Below are 17,859 nucleotides of genomic sequence, written 5' to 3' on the forward strand. Positions count from 1 at the left end.
ACCGAGACTGTCAGTACAGCGAGATCGCCGTTGGCTCCTCCACGAAGCAGCGCCGCGTCACCCAGCGTCGTCCGGCAATCCGACGTACTCCGCGCTGCGACGCCACAGTTCGGCGGCGAGCTGCTCGTCGAACGCCTGCGGGTTGGTCATCGCGACCCTCTGCTTCTCGTAATACTCCCGCGGCATCCAGTCCGTGCCCGGCTCACCTTCCGCCAACCACACCAGAGGCTGGGCGCCCTGCTCCGGGCTGAGAAGACCGAGAAGCCGCCCCAGCGGCGTCTGATACAGGAACCGCATCAGGCTCGTGGTGTCGGAGGCGAAGCTCGTGCGCACGATGCCGGGGTGGAAGGCGACGGCCGACAGCCCGTCTCGGCCGAAACGACGCTCGAGCTCCTTGGTGAAGAGGATGTTGCTGAGCTTCGCGTCGCCGTACGCCTTGTTCGGCGAGTAGTCCCGCTCGTTGTTCAGATCGTCGATGTCGATCGATCCGAACAGCCGCGCGGCGGCACTGGACGTGTTGACGACCGACGCTCTGCTCGCGATCAGGGTGTCGAGGAGGAGGTTGGTGAGCAGGAACGGCGCGAGATGGTTCACCTGCAGCGTCTTCTCGAAGCCGTCGACGGTTCTGGTCCTGTCGCCGAAGATGCCACCGGCGTTGTTGACGAGGACGTCGATGCGCGGGTGCGCGCGCTTCAGTTCATCCGCCAATGCACGCACCTGAGACAGATCCGCGAAGTCTGCGGTGAAGTGCTCGGCGCCCAGCTCGCCGGCCAGCGCTGCGGTCTTCTCAACAGAACGTCCGACGAGAACGACCGTGTGCCCGTCAGCGACCAGCTTGCGCGACGCTGCAGCGCCGATGCCATCGCTGGCACCTGTCAGCACGATCGTCTTCTCGGCCATCAGGGCAGCCGGTTGGCGATCGCCAGGTTCTGAGTCAGCTCCTCGGCGTTCTGCCGCGCGACGTATGCCGGACGGTCGCGCTCGACGCGCCACGACTCGCTCAGCGGCCCGATGTTGACCGTGTCGAATCCCAGCTGGTCGTACAGGTGAGTGACGAACTCCGCGGCATCAGCATGATCACTCGCCGTCGCCAGCGCTCGACGATTCGGTGCGCCGGCGGGCATGCCGCCCGCGGTGATCTGCTCGGCCTGGATGTGGTTGAACGCCTTGGCGACGCGAGACGTCGGCAGGTGCTCCTGCAGCATCTCGGAGGTCGTGGTCAGTCCCCTGTCGAGGGCGTCGATGTGGCCGTCTCGTTCGAAGTAGTAGTTGTTGGTGTCGAGCACGATCTTTCCGGCGAGGGGTTCGACGGGGATCTGCTGCATAGCATGCAGCGGGACGGTCACCACCACGACGTCGCCGGCTGCACCGGCCTCCTCAGCGGTCGCAGCGCGGGCGCGGTCGCCGAGCTCGGCGACGAGATCGGCGAGGGTCTCCGGTCCGCGGGAGTTCGCGATCACGATGTCGTAGCCTGCGCCGAGCGCGGCTCGAGCGATCTGGCTGCCGATGTGTCCTGCTCCGATGATTCCGAGAGTCGTCATATCGGACACAACCCCCCAGGCGTGCGCATATTCCTTCGTCCGTCGAACCGATCGGCGCCGCGCCACCGGATACCCTGACGCGCATGGCCGATCCCGACTCCGCTCACGTTCCGACGTCCCGCCCGATGGATGCCTGGCTCGACGCTCTCAGCCAGCCCAACGGCTCGCCTGGCGGAGGGGCGGCGACGGGCGTGCTGCTGGGTGTCGCCGCTGCCCTGATGGGCATGGTCGCGGCGTACACGCCCGACAGCGCCGCCGCGTCGGCCTGCGCGGTACGACTGGAACGCAACCGCGCGGATGTGCTGCAGGCCGTCGAGGCGGACGGGGTGCTGTCGGCGCGGTTCGGAGCGGCACTGGCACTGCCCTCCGACGACCCGCGCCGCGATGCGCAGGTCGCCGCCGCCGCTGTCCAGGCCGCCGAGTCCGTGGCTCGGCTCGGAGCGATCGGCATCCTGCTCACCTCGGATGCGCGCGTGCTGGCCGAGGCCGGCAATCCGCACATCGCGGTCGACCTCGCCGTCGCGATGGAATCGCTGGCCGCCGGGCTGTCGGGGGCGGCCATGAGCATCCGAGCGAACCTGCAGATCGCCCGAAGGCACGACGCGACGCCAGCACGGCCGGCGAGCCTCGAGACCGACGTCGGTCGGCTGCTCGAGGCCCGCCGCCAGGTCGCCCAGATGATCCGCGAGATCTCCGCGCGCCTGGACTGACCACGCGCCGGAGTCGCCACGAGCTCGTGCCACACTGACTGCATGCCTCAGCATCCGGATGACCCGCGCCAGAGCCGTCGCCTGTCCGAGACACTCGACGAGTTCCAGCGGGCGGAGGGGCACCCGCAGTTCCGGGTCGACGTCGAGCGCATCCGCTTCTCGCCGTACTACTCGCGCCTGTCCGCCGTCACGCAGGTGATCTCGCAGGCAGGCGCCGGTCTCGCCGTGCATAACCGGCTCACGCATTCGATCAAGGTCGCCGCGGTCGCACGCGCCATCGCCACCCACCTCTCCACCCGCACCGACGAGCCGAATCGGATCGTCGAGCAGCTCGGCGGGGCGCACCCGGTCGTGGTGCAGGCGGCCGCCGCGGCGCACGACCTCGGGCATCCGCCGTTCGGCCACCTCGGCGAGCAGACGCTCGACCGCCTCGCCCGCACCCGCTTCGGGCTCAGCGAGGGGTTCGAGGGCAACGCGCAGACCTATCGCATCCTGACCCGGCTCGACGAGCACGACCGGCCCGGCGTGGGCCTCAACCTCACCGCCGCCGTGCGCGCGGCGGTGCTGAAGTACCCGTGGCGCCGAGGTCAGGGCGGGCCGCGGCGCGGCGGAGCCAGCAAGTTCAGCTTCTACGCGATCGACGAGGCGGATGCCCGGCAGGCGCTCTCGGCGTACCCGTCGATCGTCGAGGGGCAGCAGAGCGTCGAATGCTCGATCATGGACATCTCCGACGACATCGCCTACTCGCTGCACGACCTCGACGACTTCTACCGGGCGGGGCTGCTCAACCCCGCGACGCTGTCGGCGGAGTTCCGCTCCTGGCGACGCGATCTGGCCCAGCTGCGATCCGCCGACGCGGTGACGCTGGCCACCGACACGCGCACCCCCGGGCACTCCCTCGAGCTGCTCTGGCGCCGGATGCGCGCGAAGGACGCCTGGATCACCGACCCCGACGCGTTCAGCGAAGCCGTGGCGAAGGTCTCGGCCGAGGTGATCGACGGGCTCGTCGCCGAGCCGTTCGACGGCTCGCTCGCCAGCGAGCGTGCGCTCGCCCGGTTCACCACCGCCTGGATCGCCCGGCTGCAGTCGTCGATCGAGGTGCACCGGACTCCCGACATCCGTTCCGGGCACGTCAGCCTGAACCGTCAGGCCTGGCACGAGGTAGCGGTGCTGAAGTTCCTGCACGAGCGGTTCATCCTCGAGCGGCCCGACCTCGCGGTCTACCAGCGCGGTCAGGCCAGCGTCCTCGAGCGCCTCGTCGACGGCTTCACCGCGTGGCTCGACGACCCGCGCGATGCACGCCGCGCTCCGCGCCGCCTGATCGACCTCGTCGAACTCGCCACCGACGACCACCGCCGGCTCGACGACCCCGAGCGCAACGGCGCCGACGTCGAGACGCACGGCCGTGGCCGAGGCATCATCGACTACGTCGCCTCCCTCACCGACGCCCAGGCGATCTCGCTCGACGCGCTGCTCGCCGGCCGCACCGAGCGACTCTGGGACGCGGGCCAGGGCCTCTGACCTCGGATGACGTCGGCCCCGGCCGCCCCGGGAGGTGGAAGAGTGGATGCCGATCCACACACTCTCGGGAGGCATCATGCGAGCCGTCGTCTACGACCACTTCAGCAAGGATCTCGATACCCTCGAGGTGCGTGACCTGCCTGATCCCAAGCTCCCTCCTGCTGCAGTGCTGATCGAGGTGCGCGCGGCCGGCGTGAACCCGGTCGACTGGAAGGTCATGGCTGGCGGACTGGACGCCCTCATGCCCACGCAGTTCCCCGTCATCCCCGGCTGGGACGTCGCGGGGGTGGTGATGGCAGTGGGTCTGGACACGCCGGAGTTCCAGGTCGGAGACGAGGTCATGGCCTACGCCCGCAAGGACGTCGTGAGCGCCGGCACGTTCGCTGAGCGCGTGGCGGTGCCCGTCTCGGCGGTGACGCGCAAGCCGGCATCCCTCTCCTGGGAGCAGGCCGGGGCGCTCCCCCTCGCCGGCGGCACGGCACTGCGCACCATCGACGCTCTCGGCGACGTGGACGGCCGCACCGTGCTCATCCACGGCGGCTCCGGGGGCGTCGGCAGCTTCGCGGTGCAGATCGCCGCGAGCCGTGGCGCGAAGGTCATCGCCACGGCGTCCGAGCGCAATCACGACTATGTGCGCGGACTGGGCGGCGAGCCGACGACCTACGGCGACGGGCTCGCCGAGCGGGTGCGCGAGATCGCGGGCGGGCCGGTCGACGCCGTCGCCGACTTCGTCGGAGGGATGCTGGAGGTCACTCTCGCCGTGCTGAGCGATTCCGGCGTGCACGTGTCGATCGCCGACCCTTCGGTCGTCGATCACGGCGGCCGCAACATCTGGGTGCGTCCCGACGGCACGCAGACCGCTCGACTGGCCGAGCTCGCCGACGACGGACGCCTGAGCGTGGAGATCGCCGAGACCTTCGCGCTCGACCGCGTGGCCGACGCGTTCCGCGCCAGCCAGAGCGGTCACACGCGCGGCAAGCTCGTCATCGTCCCCTGAGACAGAGTTCGCGCCCGGGCCTCACTCGGGACCCGGGCGCGAACGTCCCTCCGGTCAGAAGACCTCTTCGTCTCCAGCCGCACGCGTCGAGCGACGCGTCTCGTATGCGCCGGGAGCGGCTTCCGTGCGAGTGACCACGTCGGTGCGGCGACGACGGGCCATGAGCACCAGGCCGACGATGAACGCGACGACACCGGCCCCCATCAGGATGTAGCCGATCATCGTGAGGTCAGCCCAGCCGACATCGATGTTGAGTGCGAAAGCGAGGATCGCTCCGATGACGAACAGAACGACTCCGGTGCCGATGGTCATCACTTGCTCCCTTCGTTGTGGCGCGGCCGTCCGGCCCGCCTGAACTCCACGATCCCGCGCCGGACGAGCGCAGGAGAATGGGGTTGACAACGACCCTTCAGGTACGGAATGCGACGGGGCTCAGCTCTGGGGCGCGCCGGCCGCCGGCTCGACCCCGTCGACGGCGTCGGCCATCGCCCGCAGGAAATCGGAGACATTCGCCTGCGCCTGCGCATCCATGCCGGCCGCCACGGCGTACATCAGCTCGTGCATGCGGCCGAGAGTGTGCCGCACGTCCTGGTCTGCGTGCGCGGTGGCACGCACCGAGATCGGGTGGCCGCCCGCATCCGTCTCCCGCTCGACGTGGCCCGAGCGCTCGAGGCGGTCGATCAGCACCGACGTCGCGGCCGGCGATATGCCCAGGTACGCGACCAGAGCGGCCGGCTGCGCACAGTGATCCGGCTGCCGGAACAGGAAGCGCAGAGCCAGCAGCTCGTTCTCGCCCATCGACATCTCATCTCGGGTGCGGCGGCGCATCGCCCTTTCAGCCGCCCGGTACAGACGAAGCGACTCGAGCACCTCCCGTGCGCGCTCTCGCTCACTGCGCTCGTCGTACCAATAGCCGTCAGTCTGCGTATCCGCCACGCTCACTCCTCCAGCGGGCGCCTGCACAGCCCGCATAAGCAATGATAGAAGAGGGCAAGGGGACCCCGGCGGTCGCCACGACCGCAGAATGCAGCGACGGAGGACACTGTGAGTTTTCGAAGCAAGGAGACACTCGAGGCCTGGCTTGAGGATTTCAAATCCGCTCGCGAGGCCGGGGATCTCATCAGGGTGATCATTCAGGACGGCTCCGACGGCTCAGATACGGGACTGGTCATCGTGCCGGTGAAGAACTCGTCCGTCAGCATCTTCATGCAGCCGATCCAGGTCGGCGAGCGGCAGTGGAACATCACCCTCGAGCCGAACGACGAGAACACCGTGCTCAACAGCCACCAGCTGCACTCCCTCGCCAGCGAGCTCGCGGTCGCCGCCGAGCTGTGCTCGTACCTCGAAGCCCGCAGCATCGGCCACGAAGAGCAGTCCGACCAGGTCTGACCTCACAGCTCCCCCGGACGCATCGCCTCCGCGTCGATCGCCCGGATGACCCGCAGCGCCGCGGTGTCGGTGAGGGGCTCGTCCACGTCATCGGTCCGCCGCCGGCGCGGCGCGTACACGACCAGTGCGTGAAACAGGAAGCGGGCGAAGAACGCCACCACCAGTGAGATCGCCGTGGCGATCACGCTCGAGATGTGCCAGGTCTCGACCATCAGCGCCATGACGGGAATGCGCAGCGCCGCCTCGACGGCGTTGAACGACACCGATGCGGCGAAGCGCACCCACAGCCTTCGGGCATCCGCTCGTTCGTCGCGGAAGACGAACAGCTCCTGCAGCACGAAGTTGCCGATGATGGTGACCGCCGCTCCGACGATCGCGGCCAGCACGTAGTCGACTCCGAGGTGGGTCAGCGCCCACATGATGCCGATGTTCGCGAACGCTCCGACGCCGCCGATCAGCGCGAACCGGCCCATCCGGCCGAAGCGCAGGCGCGCCAGGTGGGCGAGGAAGGTGGCCCCCTGCCGCAGGCTCGCCTTCGAGTCGCCGTGCCGGCGCGTGCCGAACTCCATCGGCACCTCGGCGATGCGCAGCTCGCGGCGCTCACCGCCTCGCACGAGGATCTCGAGCAGGATCTTGAAGCCCTGCGGTCGCAGCTCGGCGAGGTCGATGCGCGAGCGATCGACGAGGAAGAAGCCCGTCATCGGGTCGGTGCTGCGCCACAGCCGACGCAGGAACATCGCCTTGGTGACGACGGTCGACGCCTTCGACACCGCATACCGCACGGCGGTGCCGAGCCCGGCGGAGTCGCCGCCGCCGATGTAGCGCGACGCGGCGACGATGTCGGCGCCGCCCTCGGCGTAGCGGGCGAGCATGGCCGGCAGCAGCTCGGGCGGATGCTGCAGATCGCCGTCCATGACGACGCAGACGTCGTGCGCGGCCTCCGCGAGCCCCACCGCGACCGCACCGCCGAGGCCACCGGTGTTGCGCTCGCGGTGCACGCCCCGGACCGGGAGGTCGGCGGATGCCCCGACACGGGCGACCTCGTCGATCGTGCCGTCGGCGCTGTCGTCGACGAAGAGGATCTCGGCCGTGGCGCCGGCGAGGGCCGCCGAGATGCGCGTGACGAGCTCGGCGACGTTGTCGCGCTCGTTGAAGGTGGGCACGATGACGGTCACCGGCGGGAGGGCGATGGCGCTCACGTGCTCTCCTCTGCGGTGTCGTCGAGATGCGGGTGTCGCGCTCCATCGTTTCACGTGTTGCTCAGCGACGGATGCGTCTGGCCGCACGCTTCCGGCGCCCGCCCAGGCGCGCGCCCATAGGCTGGAAGCATGAGCACCCCCGCATCCGACACCATCACCATGTTCGGCGCCGAGTGGTGCGGCGACTGCCGCCGCACCAAGAAGCAGCTCGACGACCTCGGCATCGAGTACACCTACGTCGACCTGGTCGCGGAGCCGGCCGCGGCCGATGTCGCCAAGGAGATCTCGGGCCGGATGAACATCCCCGTCGTCGTCTACCCGGACGCGAGCCACCACGTCGAGCCGAGCAATGCCGACGTCGAAGCGAAGCTTCGCGAGCTCTCGCTGATCTGACCTTCGCCCCACCCGCCGACTGGAGACGACGATGACGCCGCAGACGGCTGCCGACACCGAGCTCGACGAGGCGCTGCGCGCCGCCCTCGACGGCGATATCGAGGTGCTGCGCCACGGAGCGCGAACCTGGTCGCATCTCACGGCAGGTCAGCGTGCCACGCTGCTGCGCGCCGTCCGCGCGAGCGTCGCGGCCGCCGTCGAGGACTGGGCCGACACGGCCGCCGACTCGAAGGGGCTCGGCGCCCGGCATCCGCTGCGCGGCGAGGAGTGGCTGAGCGGCCCGTACTCGGTGCTCGGCGCGCTCGACGCCTACATCGACACGCTGTCCGAGATCGCCGCCGGGCGCAGTCCCCTCGACCGCGTGGCGATCGGTCGCGCTCCCGGTGGGCGCACGCGTGTCGGCGCGTTCCCGCTGACCCGGCTCGACCGCCTGCTGCTCTCGGGCTTCACCGGCGAGGTATGGCTGCAGCCCGGCATCACCCCGGCGGCGGCGCGTGCCGCTGCCGGCCTCGCCCAGCGGACTGCGGACGACAGCGGCGGGGTGGGTCTGGTGCTGGGCGCCGGCAACATCACGTCAATCCCCGTGCTCGACGTGCTGTACGAGCTTCTCGCGTACAACCGGGTCGCGCTGCTGAAGGTCAATCCCACGCAGGACGCCCTGGTGCCGGTCTACGAGCGCGCACTGGCGCCGCTGATCCAGCCGGGCTTCCTGCGGATCGTGCAGGGCGGGGCTGCAGTGGGCGCGTACCTGACCGCGCACCGCGACCTCGAGCACGTGCACATCACCGGGTCCGCGGCCACCTTCGACACCATCGTGTGGGGGCCCTCGAGCGGACCGAAGGCCGGGGCGACGACCCGCCGCCGGCGCGAGAACCGTCCGCTGCTGAAGAAGCCGATCACCGCCGAGCTGGGCGGCGTCTCCCCGATCATCGTCGTGCCGGGCGACTGGAGCGCCGCCGACCTCGCGTTCCAGGCCGAGCACATCGCGACCATGCGCCTGCAGAACAGCGGACACAACTGCATCGCCGGGCAGGTGGTGATCATGTCATCGCAGTGGCCGCAGGCCGAGCAGTTCCGTGCCGAGCTGCGGCGCGCCTACGCGGCGGCCCCCGAGCGTACGACCTGGTACCCCGGCTCGACGACGCGCATGCAGCAGGCCGCCGAGGACTATCCGGATGCCCTCGTGCTTGCGGACCGCCTTCTCGTCGAGGTGGACGCCGGTCAGGATGCCACGGCCCTGCAGCGCACCGAGTACTTCGCCCCTGTGCTCGGGGTCGTCGAACTGCCCGGCACGGGTCAGGCGTTCCTCGACGCCGCGGTCGCGCATGCGAACGACCGGCTGCAGGGCACGCTGGGCGCGAACCTCATCATCGATCCGGCGACCGAGAGGTCGCTCGGCACCGGGTTCGAGCGTGCCGTCGCCGAGCTGCGGTACGGATCGATCGCGATCAACTCGTGGACGGCGTTCGGGTTCATCACGCCGACTCTCACGTGGGGCGCCTTTCCCGGAAACACCCTCGACGACGTGGGCAGCGGCATCGGCGTGGTGCACAACGCGCTGCTGCTCGACGGCGTCGAGCGATCCGTGGTGCGCGGTCCGTTCCGCCCGTTCCCCCGATCGTTGCCCGGGCTCAACGGCGGGGGCCGTCTGACGATCCTTCCCAAGCCGCCGTGGTTCGTCTCGTCTCGCACCGGCACCGCGGTGAGCGCGGGTCTCACCCGGTTCCGGGCGCACGGCGGCATCCTGCTGCTGATCCGCACGCTGTTGCGGGCGCTGCGCGCCTGACGCGCCCCTGCGCAGATCGCCCCGGCGGTCAGAGCTCGGCGCCGGAGACGGCGAACGTGTCGCACACGCCGAGGCCGTTCTTGTAGCCGTTGGCGAACCAAGCCTGGCGCTGCTCGCTGGTGCCGTGCGTGAAGCTCTCCGGGTTCACCCGACCGGCCTGCTGCTCCTGGATGTGATCGTCGCCGACCGTGAACGCCGCGTTCAGGGCATCCGTGATCTGCTCCTCCGTCGGCTTCTTGACGTACGCGACGCCGTTGTCGTCCTTCAGCGTCGTCACGTCGCCGAGCCAGGCGCCCGCGTAGCAGTCGGCCTGCAGCTCGGTGCGCACCCCGTTGCTGTCGGGGCCGGTGCCGTTGTTCGGGTGCTCGTCCATCGTGCCGGTGATGTTCTGGATGTGATGGCCCCACTCGTGGCCGACGATGTACAGCTGGGCGAGCTCGCCGGCCGACGCGCCGAACTGCTGACGCATGAGCTGAAAGAAGTCCGGATCGATGTACACGCCCTGCTCGGGCGGGCAGTAGAACGGCCCCACCGCGTTCGACGCCGTGCCGCACTGCGTCGACGTCTGACCGTCGACCACCGTCAGCGTCGGCGCCTGGTACCCGTCGACGTGCTGCTGCCAGTACTCGTTGAGCACCACCTCGGCGCCGGCCATCCGGCAGTCGTCGTTCGTGTTCGCGTCCTCGCCGGTGTCGCACTCGGCGAGGGTGTTCTCGCCGCTCGATGCGGGAGGGTTCTCGCCCGCCGGCGCTGCGCCGACCAGCCCGGTGAGGTCGGGTCCGCCGAGCATGGCGACGACGAGGGCGACCAGTCCGAGCACCCCCACGCCGCCGCCCGCGATCGCGGCTCCCCGCCCGCGGCGGCGCGTGGTGTTGCCCGAGATGTCGGCATCCGGATTGAACGTCATGCAGAAAAGGTAGCGCTCCGCGGCGTCCGGCGACGAGGGCTTGACGAATCCCGGCTCAGCGGTCAGCTGAGCGGCCTCGAGGCATAGGCTCGGGTCATGGCGACGACGATCACGATCACAGGTGCCGGCGGACAGATCGGCTACGCGCTGCTGTTCCGCATCGCGGCGGGCGACATGCTCGGCCCCGACGAGCACGTCAGACTGCGACTGCTCGAGATCCCGCAGGGGCTCCGCGCGGCCGAGGGTGCGGCGCTCGAACTGCAGGACGGCGCGTTCGGGCTGCTCGACGACGTCGAGGTCACCGATGACGCCGAGGTCGGGTTCGACGGGGCGAACCTCGCGCTGCTCGTCGGCGCGCGGCCACGAGGGCCGGGGATGGAGCGCGGCGACCTGATCGCCGCCAATGGCGGCATCTTCGGCCCGCAGGGCCGGGCGATCGCCGCGTCAGCGGCATCCGACATCCGCGTCACCGTGGTCGGCAACCCCGCCAACACGAACGCGCTGATCGCGGCGTCGGCCGCCGACGGCGTGCCGGCAGAGCGGTTCAGTGCGCTCACCCGGCTCGACGAGAACCGGGCGCGAGCGCAGCTCGCCCAGACGCTCGGCGCGCCGGTCGCGAGCGTGCGCCGGGTGTCGATCTGGGGCAACCACTCGGCGACGCAGTTCCCCGACATCGCGCACGCGACGATCGACGGCGACCCGGTCGCCGAGCGCCTCCGCGCCGTCGTCGGCGACATCCGCGCCTGGCAGGAGCAGACCTTCATCCCCCGGGTCGCGAAGCGCGGTGCCGAGATCATCGAGGTGCGCGGCTCGTCGTCGGTCGCCTCGGCAGCGAGCGCCACGATCGATCATGTGCGCGACTGGGTGCAGGGCACCGCGGACTGGACCAGTGCGGGTGTCGTCTCCCACGGCGAATACGGCGTGCCGGAGGGGCTGATCTCGTCGTTTCCGGTGCAGGCAGTCGGCGGCGAATGGCGCATCGTCGAGGGTCTGGAGATGGATGCCTGGGCCAGGGCCCGCGTGGATGCATCGGTCGGCGAGCTGACCTCCGAGCGCGACACCGTGGAGGCGCTCGGGCTGCTCTGAGCGCTTTTGGAATCGGTTGGGTCGCACGTTGCCCGCTCGGGCAGAATGGAGTGCGGAGGTACGACGATGAGCGACGCGATGAACCCGACGGATGCCGGAGCAGATTCCGCCCTCACGAGCCCTCTGCACCTGCCGCACGCGGCGGCGACGTGCCCGAAGTGCCTGGCGAACACCGACCACGGCTGGTGGTCGGCCCGCCCCGAGGGCGCCCGGCTCGTGGGCCTGGTGGTGGCCCGCGAGGGAATGCCGTCGGTGACCCAGCAGCGCGAGGATCTGACCCGCTTCGGCGTGCCGATCGAGGGCTTCCGCCACCCCGCGCCGGAGATCCTCGAGAGCTGGGGCGACCGGCTGGCGCGACTGATCGAGACGCTGCGCAGCGGCGATGTGCTGGTCGTCGCCAACGCGCATGCGCTCGGCCGCGACCGCGACGAGGAGTCGCGCACGATCGCCGACCTGCGCCGCCGCGGGATCATGGTGAAGGTGCTCGGGCACCACGCCCGTCACCTCGCCGACGCGACCGTCTGAGGCGGCCGCGACAGTCTGAGGCGGCCGCAGCGGCGGTCAGTCCTCGCTGTCGGCCTGATCGCGCAGCGCCTCGTCGTCGAGCAGCCCCAGGTCGGCGCGGGTGACGACCTGCGAGGTGACGGCGTACTCGACGAGCCTGGCGCGGCGGTTGGTCGCGACCTGGCCCGGGCCACCGCGCAGACCCTGCACGCCCATGCGGTCGAGCTTGTCGCACACATTGTCGAGCTTGCGGTTGAACTTGGTCATGCTCCAGCCCAGACGCTTCGCCGCGGCGGTCGACGAAGGCAGCTCGTTCATGCTGACGCCCTCGCGGCGCAGCATCGGCTCGGCGAGTGCGACGATCAGCTGCTTCTGCATGGCCGTGAACCGGGCGGGCATGACGGTCGTGTCTCCGCTCATCGTCGCCTCGACCTGGCTCGAGATCTCGTACGGCGCCTCTTCGGTGTGCAGGCTCAGCTCGTAGGTGACGGGACCGGCGGTGAAGACGATCACATTGCGCTCGAAGACCAGCGGCATGCGTGCACCCGGCGACAGCCACGACTGCACCGCGCCGCCCGCACTTGACACGGTCGCCGCAAGGCGGACGCCGACGTTCGCCAGCCACCAGAGGCCGTCGCGGAACCGCAGCTCGAGGAAGTGACGGTGCAGGTAGGGGTTGTCGTCGATCTCCAGATCGCCGACCCGCCCGATCACGAACGCGCGATCCGCCGGCACGTCCCGCCACTCGCCCGCGAACTCCAGACGCAGCGGCGGCGTCGCCTGCTCTGCGGTCGTCGCGGGCACGGCGGCGTCTCTCACATCGTTCACAGGATGATCCCCCTCCGGCACCATCTTGTCACGATGACCGTCCGCCACGGTTCAGCCGGCGTCGTCGCCTTCCGCGTGCGGGGAGGCAGGGAGATCGGCGGGCGAGGGCTGCGGCTGCACGGGCGTGCCGTCGGCCTCGCGGTAGACCGGGCTGCCGTCTTCGGGGAAGTAAAAGCGCGGCTGCCAGTCCGGCCCCTCGAAAGCGGGGAACCGCTGCCACGCGGTGTCGTACACCAGACCGTCGAAGACCATGTCGGACAGGTCGCCGGCATCCCCCGGGAAGCATCCGGGCGTCGCCGTCGCACGGATCACACCTCGCCCGGGACGGATGGTCACCACGCCGCGCCCGAGCGGGTCGCCCGCGCCGATGACGTTGATCTCGGCGCTGTCGCCCTCGCCGTACTCGGCGACGCTGACGTCGACGCCCGCGTCGGCGAAGGCCGAGCGTGCCGACTGCACGACGGCATCCACATCGATGTCGTCGCTCTGCAGCTCACGCACCCACGAGAAGGTGTACCCGCGCTGACCGCCGTCGAGGTCGCACGAGATGGGTGCAGCGCCCCAGGTGTCGACGCTCCATTCTCCGTCGTGCACCGCCATGATCACGTCGTGCATCAGGGTGGAGTACGCGACGTAGCGCTTCTCGCCGTCCCGATACAGCGCGTCGCCGGTGAGTCCTGCGTCCGCCGAGCCGCATCCCGTCATCATCGCCACCATTCCGACGGCCATGGCCGCCAACAGTCCTCGTCGAGTCTCGCGTCGCATCGCATCCATCCTGCCCTCAGAAGTCGACCAGCTCGAACTCGTCGCTGATCCACCAGTTGCCGGCATCCCAGAATCCCTCGGTGCTGCCCTCGCCCTGACGCTCGGTTCCGGGCTCGCCGGTGCGGATGATCTCGGCGACGTTGTAGAACGACTCAGAGCCCGGTTCGAGGTACGCACCGGGGCCGAGGGCGTCGTGTCCGGTCGCCGCCGGCAGCTCCTCGCCGGTGCGCGAGACTCCCCCGTCGCTGTCGAAGACGGTGACGCCGGGCAGATGCTCCGGCGGGACAGGATGCCCGGGAGCGGTCGCGCGCCCGATCCGGGCGGTCGCGTCGTCTTCCGAGATGGTCGCGTACACCTGCGTCGCGCGACTGTCGGTGAGGTTCTGCACCACCGTCTCGTCGTCGGGGAAGCCCGCAGATCCGACGGCGATGAACGCGGTGACGCCGTGCCCGTCGGGCTGCGAGCCGATCGCGAACGCGGCGGTCGTGCTGCCGTACGAGTGCGCGATCACGTTGATGTCGGCATCGGGTGAGAGGGCTCGCAGCCCGTCGAGGTACGAGCCGAACGCGGCTGCGCCGTCGATGGCCCGGCCCATCCGCGGCTCTTCGAGCAGGTCGGGCGAGTCGTAGCCGAACCACACCACCGTCGCCGATCCGGGCCCGACCGAGGCGTTGAGCTCGCGCGCCGACGCGCCCCAGCCTGCCAGGCCGTGCACGGTGCTGTTCATGCCGGGAACGAGAGAGTTGATCTCGGATGCCGTCGCCAGGTCGCCGTGGGCGATCGCGGCGGTGACCTGCTCGGAGCCGTCGGGGTCGAAGCTGATCAGCGTCGGCCGAGGCAGACCCTCCGCGTTGAGCGCGCGCATGACCGCCTCGAGGTCGTCGCGGCGATCGGCCGTCAGGTCGCCGGCGAGCAGAGCCTCGAGGTGAGAGCGGTTGGCCTCGCCGCGCACGTCGTACGGGATGCCGTCGAGGTTCCCGATCACCTCGGGGTGGGCGGCGATCAGCTCGTCGTGCAGTTCGGGGTGCGCGCGCCAGACCCGCAGCACCTCGGCGGGGTCGCCGCCGGCCAGCAGACTCTCGAGGAAGGTGCGCTCCTGCGGCGTCAGCGTAGAGTTCGCTCCGGCGGCGAGGGCGGCGAGTGCCGCGCCGTACCCGGCGAGCCAGCCGGCGTGATGTCGTTCGTACTCTACCCACAGCGCATCGAGCGCCTGTGCCGCGGTGTCGCGCACGTCGATCGCCTCGCTCGCGAGCGCGTGCGTCGTCTCGATCGCGAGGGCGCTGGTGCCGTAGGAGGCGGCGAGCGCGGCCCGTCCGGCGTCGTCTGCTTCCACGTCGGCCTGAACCCAGTTCGCGTGGGCGATCTCGATCTCCTCGATCATGGCGTTCGCCGGTGCCGCGTACCGGTCGTATGCGTCGGCGTAGGTCGCGATCACCCGTGAGAGGTGCGCCGCCTCGGCGATGTCGGGAGCGAGGGCGGCCAGCAGGTCGGCGGCGTCCGCGCGCACCGACGTGACGGCCTTTCCGACACCGGGCAGGCCGGTCGCGGTGGTGGCGCCGTCATGCAGGTCGTCGAGTGCGTCCTGCACGCGAGTGAGCTGGCCCGACCACCACGACATCGTGCCGGTGTCGCCCTCGATCCGCTCGAGCAGGTATCCGCGATTCGGTGAGACGAGCGTCATGACCGCCTGCCCGTCAGCTCGACATCGAGATCGCTGTACCGGTCGGCGATGCGATGAGCAGATGCCGATACCTGCGAGCCGTCGTCGACGCGGGCGCGCACGGCTTCGCCGAGCCCGGTGAGGCGGCGGTGAAGGGCGAGGCGCAGAGCGGGCCTGGAGGCCGGGTTGCCGATGCCCGTGTCCTCGGCCCCGAGGTCGGCCGACTCGAACAGCACACCCGTGATCGCAGTGTCGACCGTGCTCGAGGCGTGCTGCAGCTCGGCGTAGAAGATCTCGACGTCGCCCACGGTGACCTTCCCTCCGGCGCCGGACGATCCGGCTCACCGCCAGGTTAGGGACGCCGGGGAGCAAGGTCGATGGGCATCGCTACCCATGGGCGGTCCCTCAGCCTCACGGGCACGAAAAGGGCCGTAGCGCAGATTCTGAGATCTGAGCCACGGCCCTTCCGTGAAGCCTGCGGAGTCAGCCGCCTGCGAGCTCGGAGTCCTTGTCGCGGATCGAGTCCGCCATGCGGTCCAGCGCCTGCGCCATGTCGTTGACAGCCTCAGCCGCGTCATCGAGCGACGTCGTCAGCTCGGAGTACGCCGTCGAGTACGCCTCGGACGCGTTCTCCGTCTTGAAACCGTCCTGCACCAGGTCGTCGATGACGCCCTGCAGCTCCTTCAGCGTGTCGGTCACCGTGGTGCGCCCATCACGCAGACGCGATGCCGCGCTCTCCATCTCGGAGTACGTCGCCCCAAAGTCATGTCCGGCCATAACAACCCTCCAGCTCTCATCTACGACAGCCCCTCCGGACCGCCCACACAAGACGTTACCGAAACTTCGCCGACGCGCGAATGGGGAGAACTCCCCATCACCTCTTCTTCACGGTCCACTGCGTGACTCCGGACGTGAGCGATGCCACGCCACCGCTGCGGGTGGAGACGCCCTCGACGCGCGGATCGACGATCGTCATCCGGGGATTGATCGCGATCGGCAGAGCGACGGCGGACTGCACGATCGTCGCCTCGATCTGCGCGAGCACCTCGCGGGCCTCGTACACATCCGTGGTCTGCGACAGCTTCTCGATCAGCGTGTCGCGGTTGCCGTCCGGGGCAGGGACGACGGATGCCGAGCCGCTGCTGCCCCACTGATCTGCGATCTGCGCGGGCGTCTCGGGAATCACGGTGCGGGCGATCACGGCATCCCACCCGCCGCCCTCCACCGCTTTCGCGTAGTCGTCGCTGCCGCAGTCGCGCACGCCCCAGCCCGCCTCGGCGGCGACCTCGCGCAGCGCCGCGAAGGCTCCGCGGGCGAACTCGCTGCGCCGGTCGTACAGCACGCAGACGCCGACACCATCGGGAAGGCCTGCGTTCTGCCGCTCGAGCGCCGCATCGTCGGCGGGTTCGCCGAGCTTCTGGGTGAACCCGGAGTCCTCGGCGACGATGTCGTACGCCCGCGAGCCGGGCGCGGTGATCATCGACGTGGTGCCGGCGAAGTCGGATGCCCATTCACCGCCGCCGCGCTCAGCGAGCGTCGAGGCGGGCACCGCCCTGAGGAACGCGATGCGCGCCTGCGGACGAGAGAACACGCCGTAGGGCTGCAGCTGAAGCGACCACATGGTGCCGTCATGCGTGGATTCAGCGGTGAAGTCCTTGCGCTGCAGCATCCGGATCGGATCGCGATTGCCGCTGTTCGGCGCGACCTGCGCGACATCGACGGTGTCGCCGATGCGCTCGAGCACGTCGTCGCCGCGGGGGACCAGCGCGATCTTCTCGACCTTCGCGCCCACGATGCCGCGGTAGTCGGGATTCGGGGCGAACGCGAGGCTCGTCCCGGACCCGTCGATCTTCTGCAGAAGATACGGTCCGCTCGACACCAGCCTGTCGGGAGCGGGCGTCTCGCCCGGCTCGATCGTGGCTCCGTCTCGCCATTCGGCGCCGAGCTTCGACAGCGTCTCGTCATCGCCCGAGCGGATGGCGGTGATGACCGCCTGCTTGGCCTCCATCGGGTCGTCGAGGTCGAGGGCACGCTGGGCGATGACATGGGCCGGCATCGGCGCGGAGACGGCACGCTGCCAGCCGATGTCGGGCCGGGTGAAGGTCACCTCTATCGCCCGCGCGAACTCGTCGATCTTCGGCGGCTTCGCATCGAGCACGCTCGCGTCGGACGCCGCATTGCTCTCGTCGTCGGCGAGCAGGCCCGCCCGCCACGCCCAGCCGAGCAGAAGGTCGGCAGCGTCCAGCGGGATGCCGTCCGACCACACCGGTTCGGCGAGGTCGTACCTCACGGTGAGGGGCTTCTTCGAGACGATCTTCACCGTGCCGAATCCCTCGTCCGGTACGAACTCGCCGTCGACGAGGTCGCCGAAGTCGGCGCGGGTGAGCTCGGCGACGTCGCGGTTCGCGGCCGTCGGCGCGGCGGCAGGGTTCAGGGACGTGAGCTCACCGCTCCACGCGACCGTGACCTCGGTGCCGGCTACGACCGTCTCGGGCAGCGCGGGCGCGCACGCGGCGAGTCCGAAGGTGAGCGCGACGACCGTGACAGCCGCGACGCGACGCGAGCCTCTCACC

Annotated in this window: 20 protein-coding genes; 8 read left to right on the top strand and 12 right to left on the bottom strand. The window is 70.1% G+C overall.

The genetic code is table 11. The features are described from left to right. Positions 1-57: 57 nt before the first annotated feature. Together V2S04_RS07595 and V2S04_RS07600 are read right to left on the bottom strand one after the other, a co-directional pair. The gene (locus V2S04_RS07595) at positions 58-900 is read right to left on the bottom strand and encodes an SDR family NAD(P)-dependent oxidoreductase (RefSeq protein WP_413637897.1); all 843 of its coding nucleotides are present in this window, start codon (positions 898-900) and stop codon (positions 58-60) included. Then, the gene (locus V2S04_RS07600) at positions 900-1,541 is read right to left on the bottom strand and encodes an NADPH-dependent F420 reductase (protein ID WP_413637898.1); all 642 of its coding nucleotides are present in this window, start codon (positions 1,539-1,541) and stop codon (positions 900-902) included. The genes V2S04_RS07595 and V2S04_RS07600 overlap by 1 nt, the downstream gene beginning before the upstream one ends. Positions 1,542-1,624: 83 nt before the next feature. On the opposite strand from V2S04_RS07600, the gene V2S04_RS07605 reads away from it, so the two are divergent. The 3 genes from V2S04_RS07605 to V2S04_RS07615 all read left to right on the top strand — a co-directional run bounded on the left by V2S04_RS07605 (position 1,625) and on the right by V2S04_RS07615 (position 4,769). Next, positions 1,625-2,251, top strand: coding sequence for a cyclodeaminase/cyclohydrolase family protein (locus V2S04_RS07605; protein ID WP_413637900.1), 627 nt, complete (start codon positions 1,625-1,627; stop codon positions 2,249-2,251). Between the two features lie 42 nt (positions 2,252-2,293). Beyond that, the gene (locus V2S04_RS07610) at positions 2,294-3,772 is read left to right on the top strand and encodes a deoxyguanosinetriphosphate triphosphohydrolase family protein (RefSeq protein WP_413637902.1); all 1,479 of its coding nucleotides are present in this window, start codon (positions 2,294-2,296) and stop codon (positions 3,770-3,772) included. Positions 3,773-3,848: 76 nt separating this feature from the next. Continuing rightward, complete coding sequence (locus V2S04_RS07615) at positions 3,849-4,769, top strand: NADP-dependent oxidoreductase (protein WP_413638122.1); 921 nt, start codon at positions 3,849-3,851, stop codon at positions 4,767-4,769. A 54-nt stretch (positions 4,770-4,823) separates the two neighbouring features. On the opposite strand, the gene V2S04_RS07620 is transcribed toward V2S04_RS07615, so the two are convergent. Together V2S04_RS07620 and V2S04_RS07625 are read right to left on the bottom strand one after the other, a co-directional pair. Next, the gene (locus tag V2S04_RS07620) at positions 4,824-5,081 is read right to left on the bottom strand and encodes a DUF6458 family protein (protein ID WP_413637903.1); all 258 of its coding nucleotides are present in this window, start codon (positions 5,079-5,081) and stop codon (positions 4,824-4,826) included. Between the two features lie 120 nt (positions 5,082-5,201). Further along, positions 5,202-5,705 carry a MarR family winged helix-turn-helix transcriptional regulator gene (locus V2S04_RS07625; RefSeq protein ID WP_413637905.1) on the bottom strand — a complete coding sequence of 168 codons (504 nt, stop codon included), beginning with the start codon at positions 5,703-5,705 and terminating at the stop codon, positions 5,202-5,204. Positions 5,706-5,813: 108 nt separating this feature from the next. Between V2S04_RS07625 and V2S04_RS07630 the strand changes: the two genes are divergently transcribed. Beyond that, entirely contained in the window at positions 5,814-6,158 is a 345-nt protein-coding gene (locus V2S04_RS07630; RefSeq protein ID WP_413637906.1) for a hypothetical protein, read from the top strand. A gap of 2 nt (positions 6,159-6,160) precedes the next feature. Here V2S04_RS07630 and V2S04_RS07635 read toward each other — a convergent pair whose 3' ends face one another. Then, positions 6,161-7,357: a glycosyltransferase gene (locus tag V2S04_RS07635; RefSeq protein ID WP_413637907.1), complete on the bottom strand. Its 1,197-nt coding sequence runs from the start codon at positions 7,355-7,357 to the stop codon at positions 6,161-6,163. Positions 7,358-7,486: 129 nt separating this feature from the next. Here V2S04_RS07635 and V2S04_RS07640 point away from each other — a divergent pair, with 129 nt between their 5' ends. Further along, positions 7,487-7,750 (top strand): glutaredoxin domain-containing protein, encoded by a 264-nt coding sequence (locus V2S04_RS07640; RefSeq protein WP_313366368.1) that lies wholly within the window; start codon positions 7,487-7,489, stop codon positions 7,748-7,750. Positions 7,751-7,781: 31 nt separating this feature from the next. Continuing rightward, a complete protein-coding gene (locus V2S04_RS07645) occupies positions 7,782-9,536 on the top strand; it encodes an aldehyde dehydrogenase family protein (protein ID WP_413637908.1) in 1,755 nt (584 codons plus the stop codon). A gap of 28 nt (positions 9,537-9,564) precedes the next feature. Here V2S04_RS07645 and V2S04_RS07650 read toward each other — a convergent pair whose 3' ends face one another. Then, a complete protein-coding gene (locus V2S04_RS07650; protein WP_313366366.1) occupies positions 9,565-10,443 on the bottom strand; it encodes a neutral zinc metallopeptidase in 879 nt (292 codons plus the stop codon). A 96-nt stretch (positions 10,444-10,539) separates the two neighbouring features. On the opposite strand from V2S04_RS07650, the gene V2S04_RS07655 reads away from it, so the two are divergent. Continuing rightward, on the top strand, positions 10,540-11,529 hold the full coding sequence (locus V2S04_RS07655) for a malate dehydrogenase (protein WP_413637909.1): 990 nt from the start codon (positions 10,540-10,542) through the stop codon (positions 11,527-11,529). A 66-nt stretch (positions 11,530-11,595) separates the two neighbouring features. After that, the gene (locus tag V2S04_RS07660; RefSeq protein WP_413637910.1) at positions 11,596-12,054 is read left to right on the top strand and encodes a recombinase family protein; all 459 of its coding nucleotides are present in this window, start codon (positions 11,596-11,598) and stop codon (positions 12,052-12,054) included. A gap of 36 nt (positions 12,055-12,090) precedes the next feature. Here V2S04_RS07660 and V2S04_RS07665 read toward each other — a convergent pair whose 3' ends face one another. The 6 genes from V2S04_RS07665 to V2S04_RS07690 all read right to left on the bottom strand — a co-directional run bounded on the left by V2S04_RS07665 (position 12,091) and on the right by V2S04_RS07690 (position 17,858). Continuing rightward, a complete protein-coding gene (locus V2S04_RS07665; protein ID WP_413637911.1) occupies positions 12,091-12,861 on the bottom strand; it encodes a hypothetical protein in 771 nt (256 codons plus the stop codon). Positions 12,862-12,912: 51 nt separating this feature from the next. Next, the gene (locus tag V2S04_RS07670; RefSeq protein WP_413637912.1) at positions 12,913-13,626 is read right to left on the bottom strand and encodes a hypothetical protein; all 714 of its coding nucleotides are present in this window, start codon (positions 13,624-13,626) and stop codon (positions 12,913-12,915) included. A 16-nt stretch (positions 13,627-13,642) separates the two neighbouring features. Beyond that, positions 13,643-15,307: an alpha/beta hydrolase gene (locus V2S04_RS07675; RefSeq protein ID WP_413637913.1), complete on the bottom strand. Its 1,665-nt coding sequence runs from the start codon at positions 15,305-15,307 to the stop codon at positions 13,643-13,645. Continuing rightward, positions 15,304-15,594: a hypothetical protein gene (locus V2S04_RS07680; RefSeq protein WP_413637915.1), complete on the bottom strand. Its 291-nt coding sequence runs from the start codon at positions 15,592-15,594 to the stop codon at positions 15,304-15,306. The genes V2S04_RS07675 and V2S04_RS07680 overlap by 4 nt, the downstream gene beginning before the upstream one ends. Before the next feature lie 175 nt (positions 15,595-15,769). Then, the gene (locus V2S04_RS07685; RefSeq protein WP_313366360.1) at positions 15,770-16,063 is read right to left on the bottom strand and encodes a WXG100 family type VII secretion target; all 294 of its coding nucleotides are present in this window, start codon (positions 16,061-16,063) and stop codon (positions 15,770-15,772) included. A 97-nt stretch (positions 16,064-16,160) separates the two neighbouring features. After that, positions 16,161-17,858 carry a hypothetical protein gene (locus tag V2S04_RS07690; RefSeq protein WP_413637916.1) on the bottom strand — a complete coding sequence of 566 codons (1,698 nt, stop codon included), beginning with the start codon at positions 17,856-17,858 and terminating at the stop codon, positions 16,161-16,163. Position 17,859 lies beyond the last annotated feature (1 nt).

Origin of the sequence: Microbacterium sp. OR21 (genome assembly GCF_047306785.1) — a bacterium.
Taxonomy (GTDB): Bacteria; Actinomycetota; Actinomycetes; order Actinomycetales; family Microbacteriaceae; genus Microbacterium; species Microbacterium esteraromaticum_E.

Excerpts from the sequence above, each read along its gene's own strand:
- V2S04_RS07685 (WP_313366360.1), bottom strand. The coding sequence starts at position 16,063 with ATGGCCGGACATGACTTTGGGGCGACGTACTCCGAGATGGAGAGCGCG.
- V2S04_RS07650 (WP_313366366.1), bottom strand. The coding sequence starts at position 10,443 with ATGACGTTCAATCCGGATGCCGACATCTCGGGCAACACCACGCGCCGC.
- V2S04_RS07595 (WP_413637897.1), bottom strand. The coding sequence starts at position 900 with ATGGCCGAGAAGACGATCGTGCTGACAGGTGCCAGCGATGGCATCGGC.
- V2S04_RS07605 (WP_413637900.1), top strand. The coding sequence starts at position 1,625 with ATGGCCGATCCCGACTCCGCTCACGTTCCGACGTCCCGCCCGATGGAT.
- V2S04_RS07640 (WP_313366368.1), top strand. The coding sequence starts at position 7,487 with ATGAGCACCCCCGCATCCGACACCATCACCATGTTCGGCGCCGAGTGG.
- V2S04_RS07655 (WP_413637909.1), top strand. The coding sequence starts at position 10,540 with ATGGCGACGACGATCACGATCACAGGTGCCGGCGGACAGATCGGCTAC.
- V2S04_RS07660 (WP_413637910.1), top strand. The coding sequence starts at position 11,596 with ATGAGCGACGCGATGAACCCGACGGATGCCGGAGCAGATTCCGCCCTC.
- V2S04_RS07670 (WP_413637912.1), bottom strand. The coding sequence starts at position 13,626 with ATGCGACGCGAGACTCGACGAGGACTGTTGGCGGCCATGGCCGTCGGA.
- V2S04_RS07645 (WP_413637908.1), top strand. The coding sequence starts at position 7,782 with ATGACGCCGCAGACGGCTGCCGACACCGAGCTCGACGAGGCGCTGCGC.
- V2S04_RS07615 (WP_413638122.1), top strand. The coding sequence starts at position 3,849 with ATGCGAGCCGTCGTCTACGACCACTTCAGCAAGGATCTCGATACCCTC.
- V2S04_RS07620 (WP_413637903.1), bottom strand. The coding sequence starts at position 5,081 with ATGACCATCGGCACCGGAGTCGTTCTGTTCGTCATCGGAGCGATCCTC.
- V2S04_RS07600 (WP_413637898.1), bottom strand. The coding sequence starts at position 1,541 with ATGACGACTCTCGGAATCATCGGAGCAGGACACATCGGCAGCCAGATC.
- V2S04_RS07675 (WP_413637913.1), bottom strand. The coding sequence starts at position 15,307 with ATGACGCTCGTCTCACCGAATCGCGGATACCTGCTCGAGCGGATCGAG.
- V2S04_RS07610 (WP_413637902.1), top strand. The coding sequence starts at position 2,294 with ATGCCTCAGCATCCGGATGACCCGCGCCAGAGCCGTCGCCTGTCCGAG.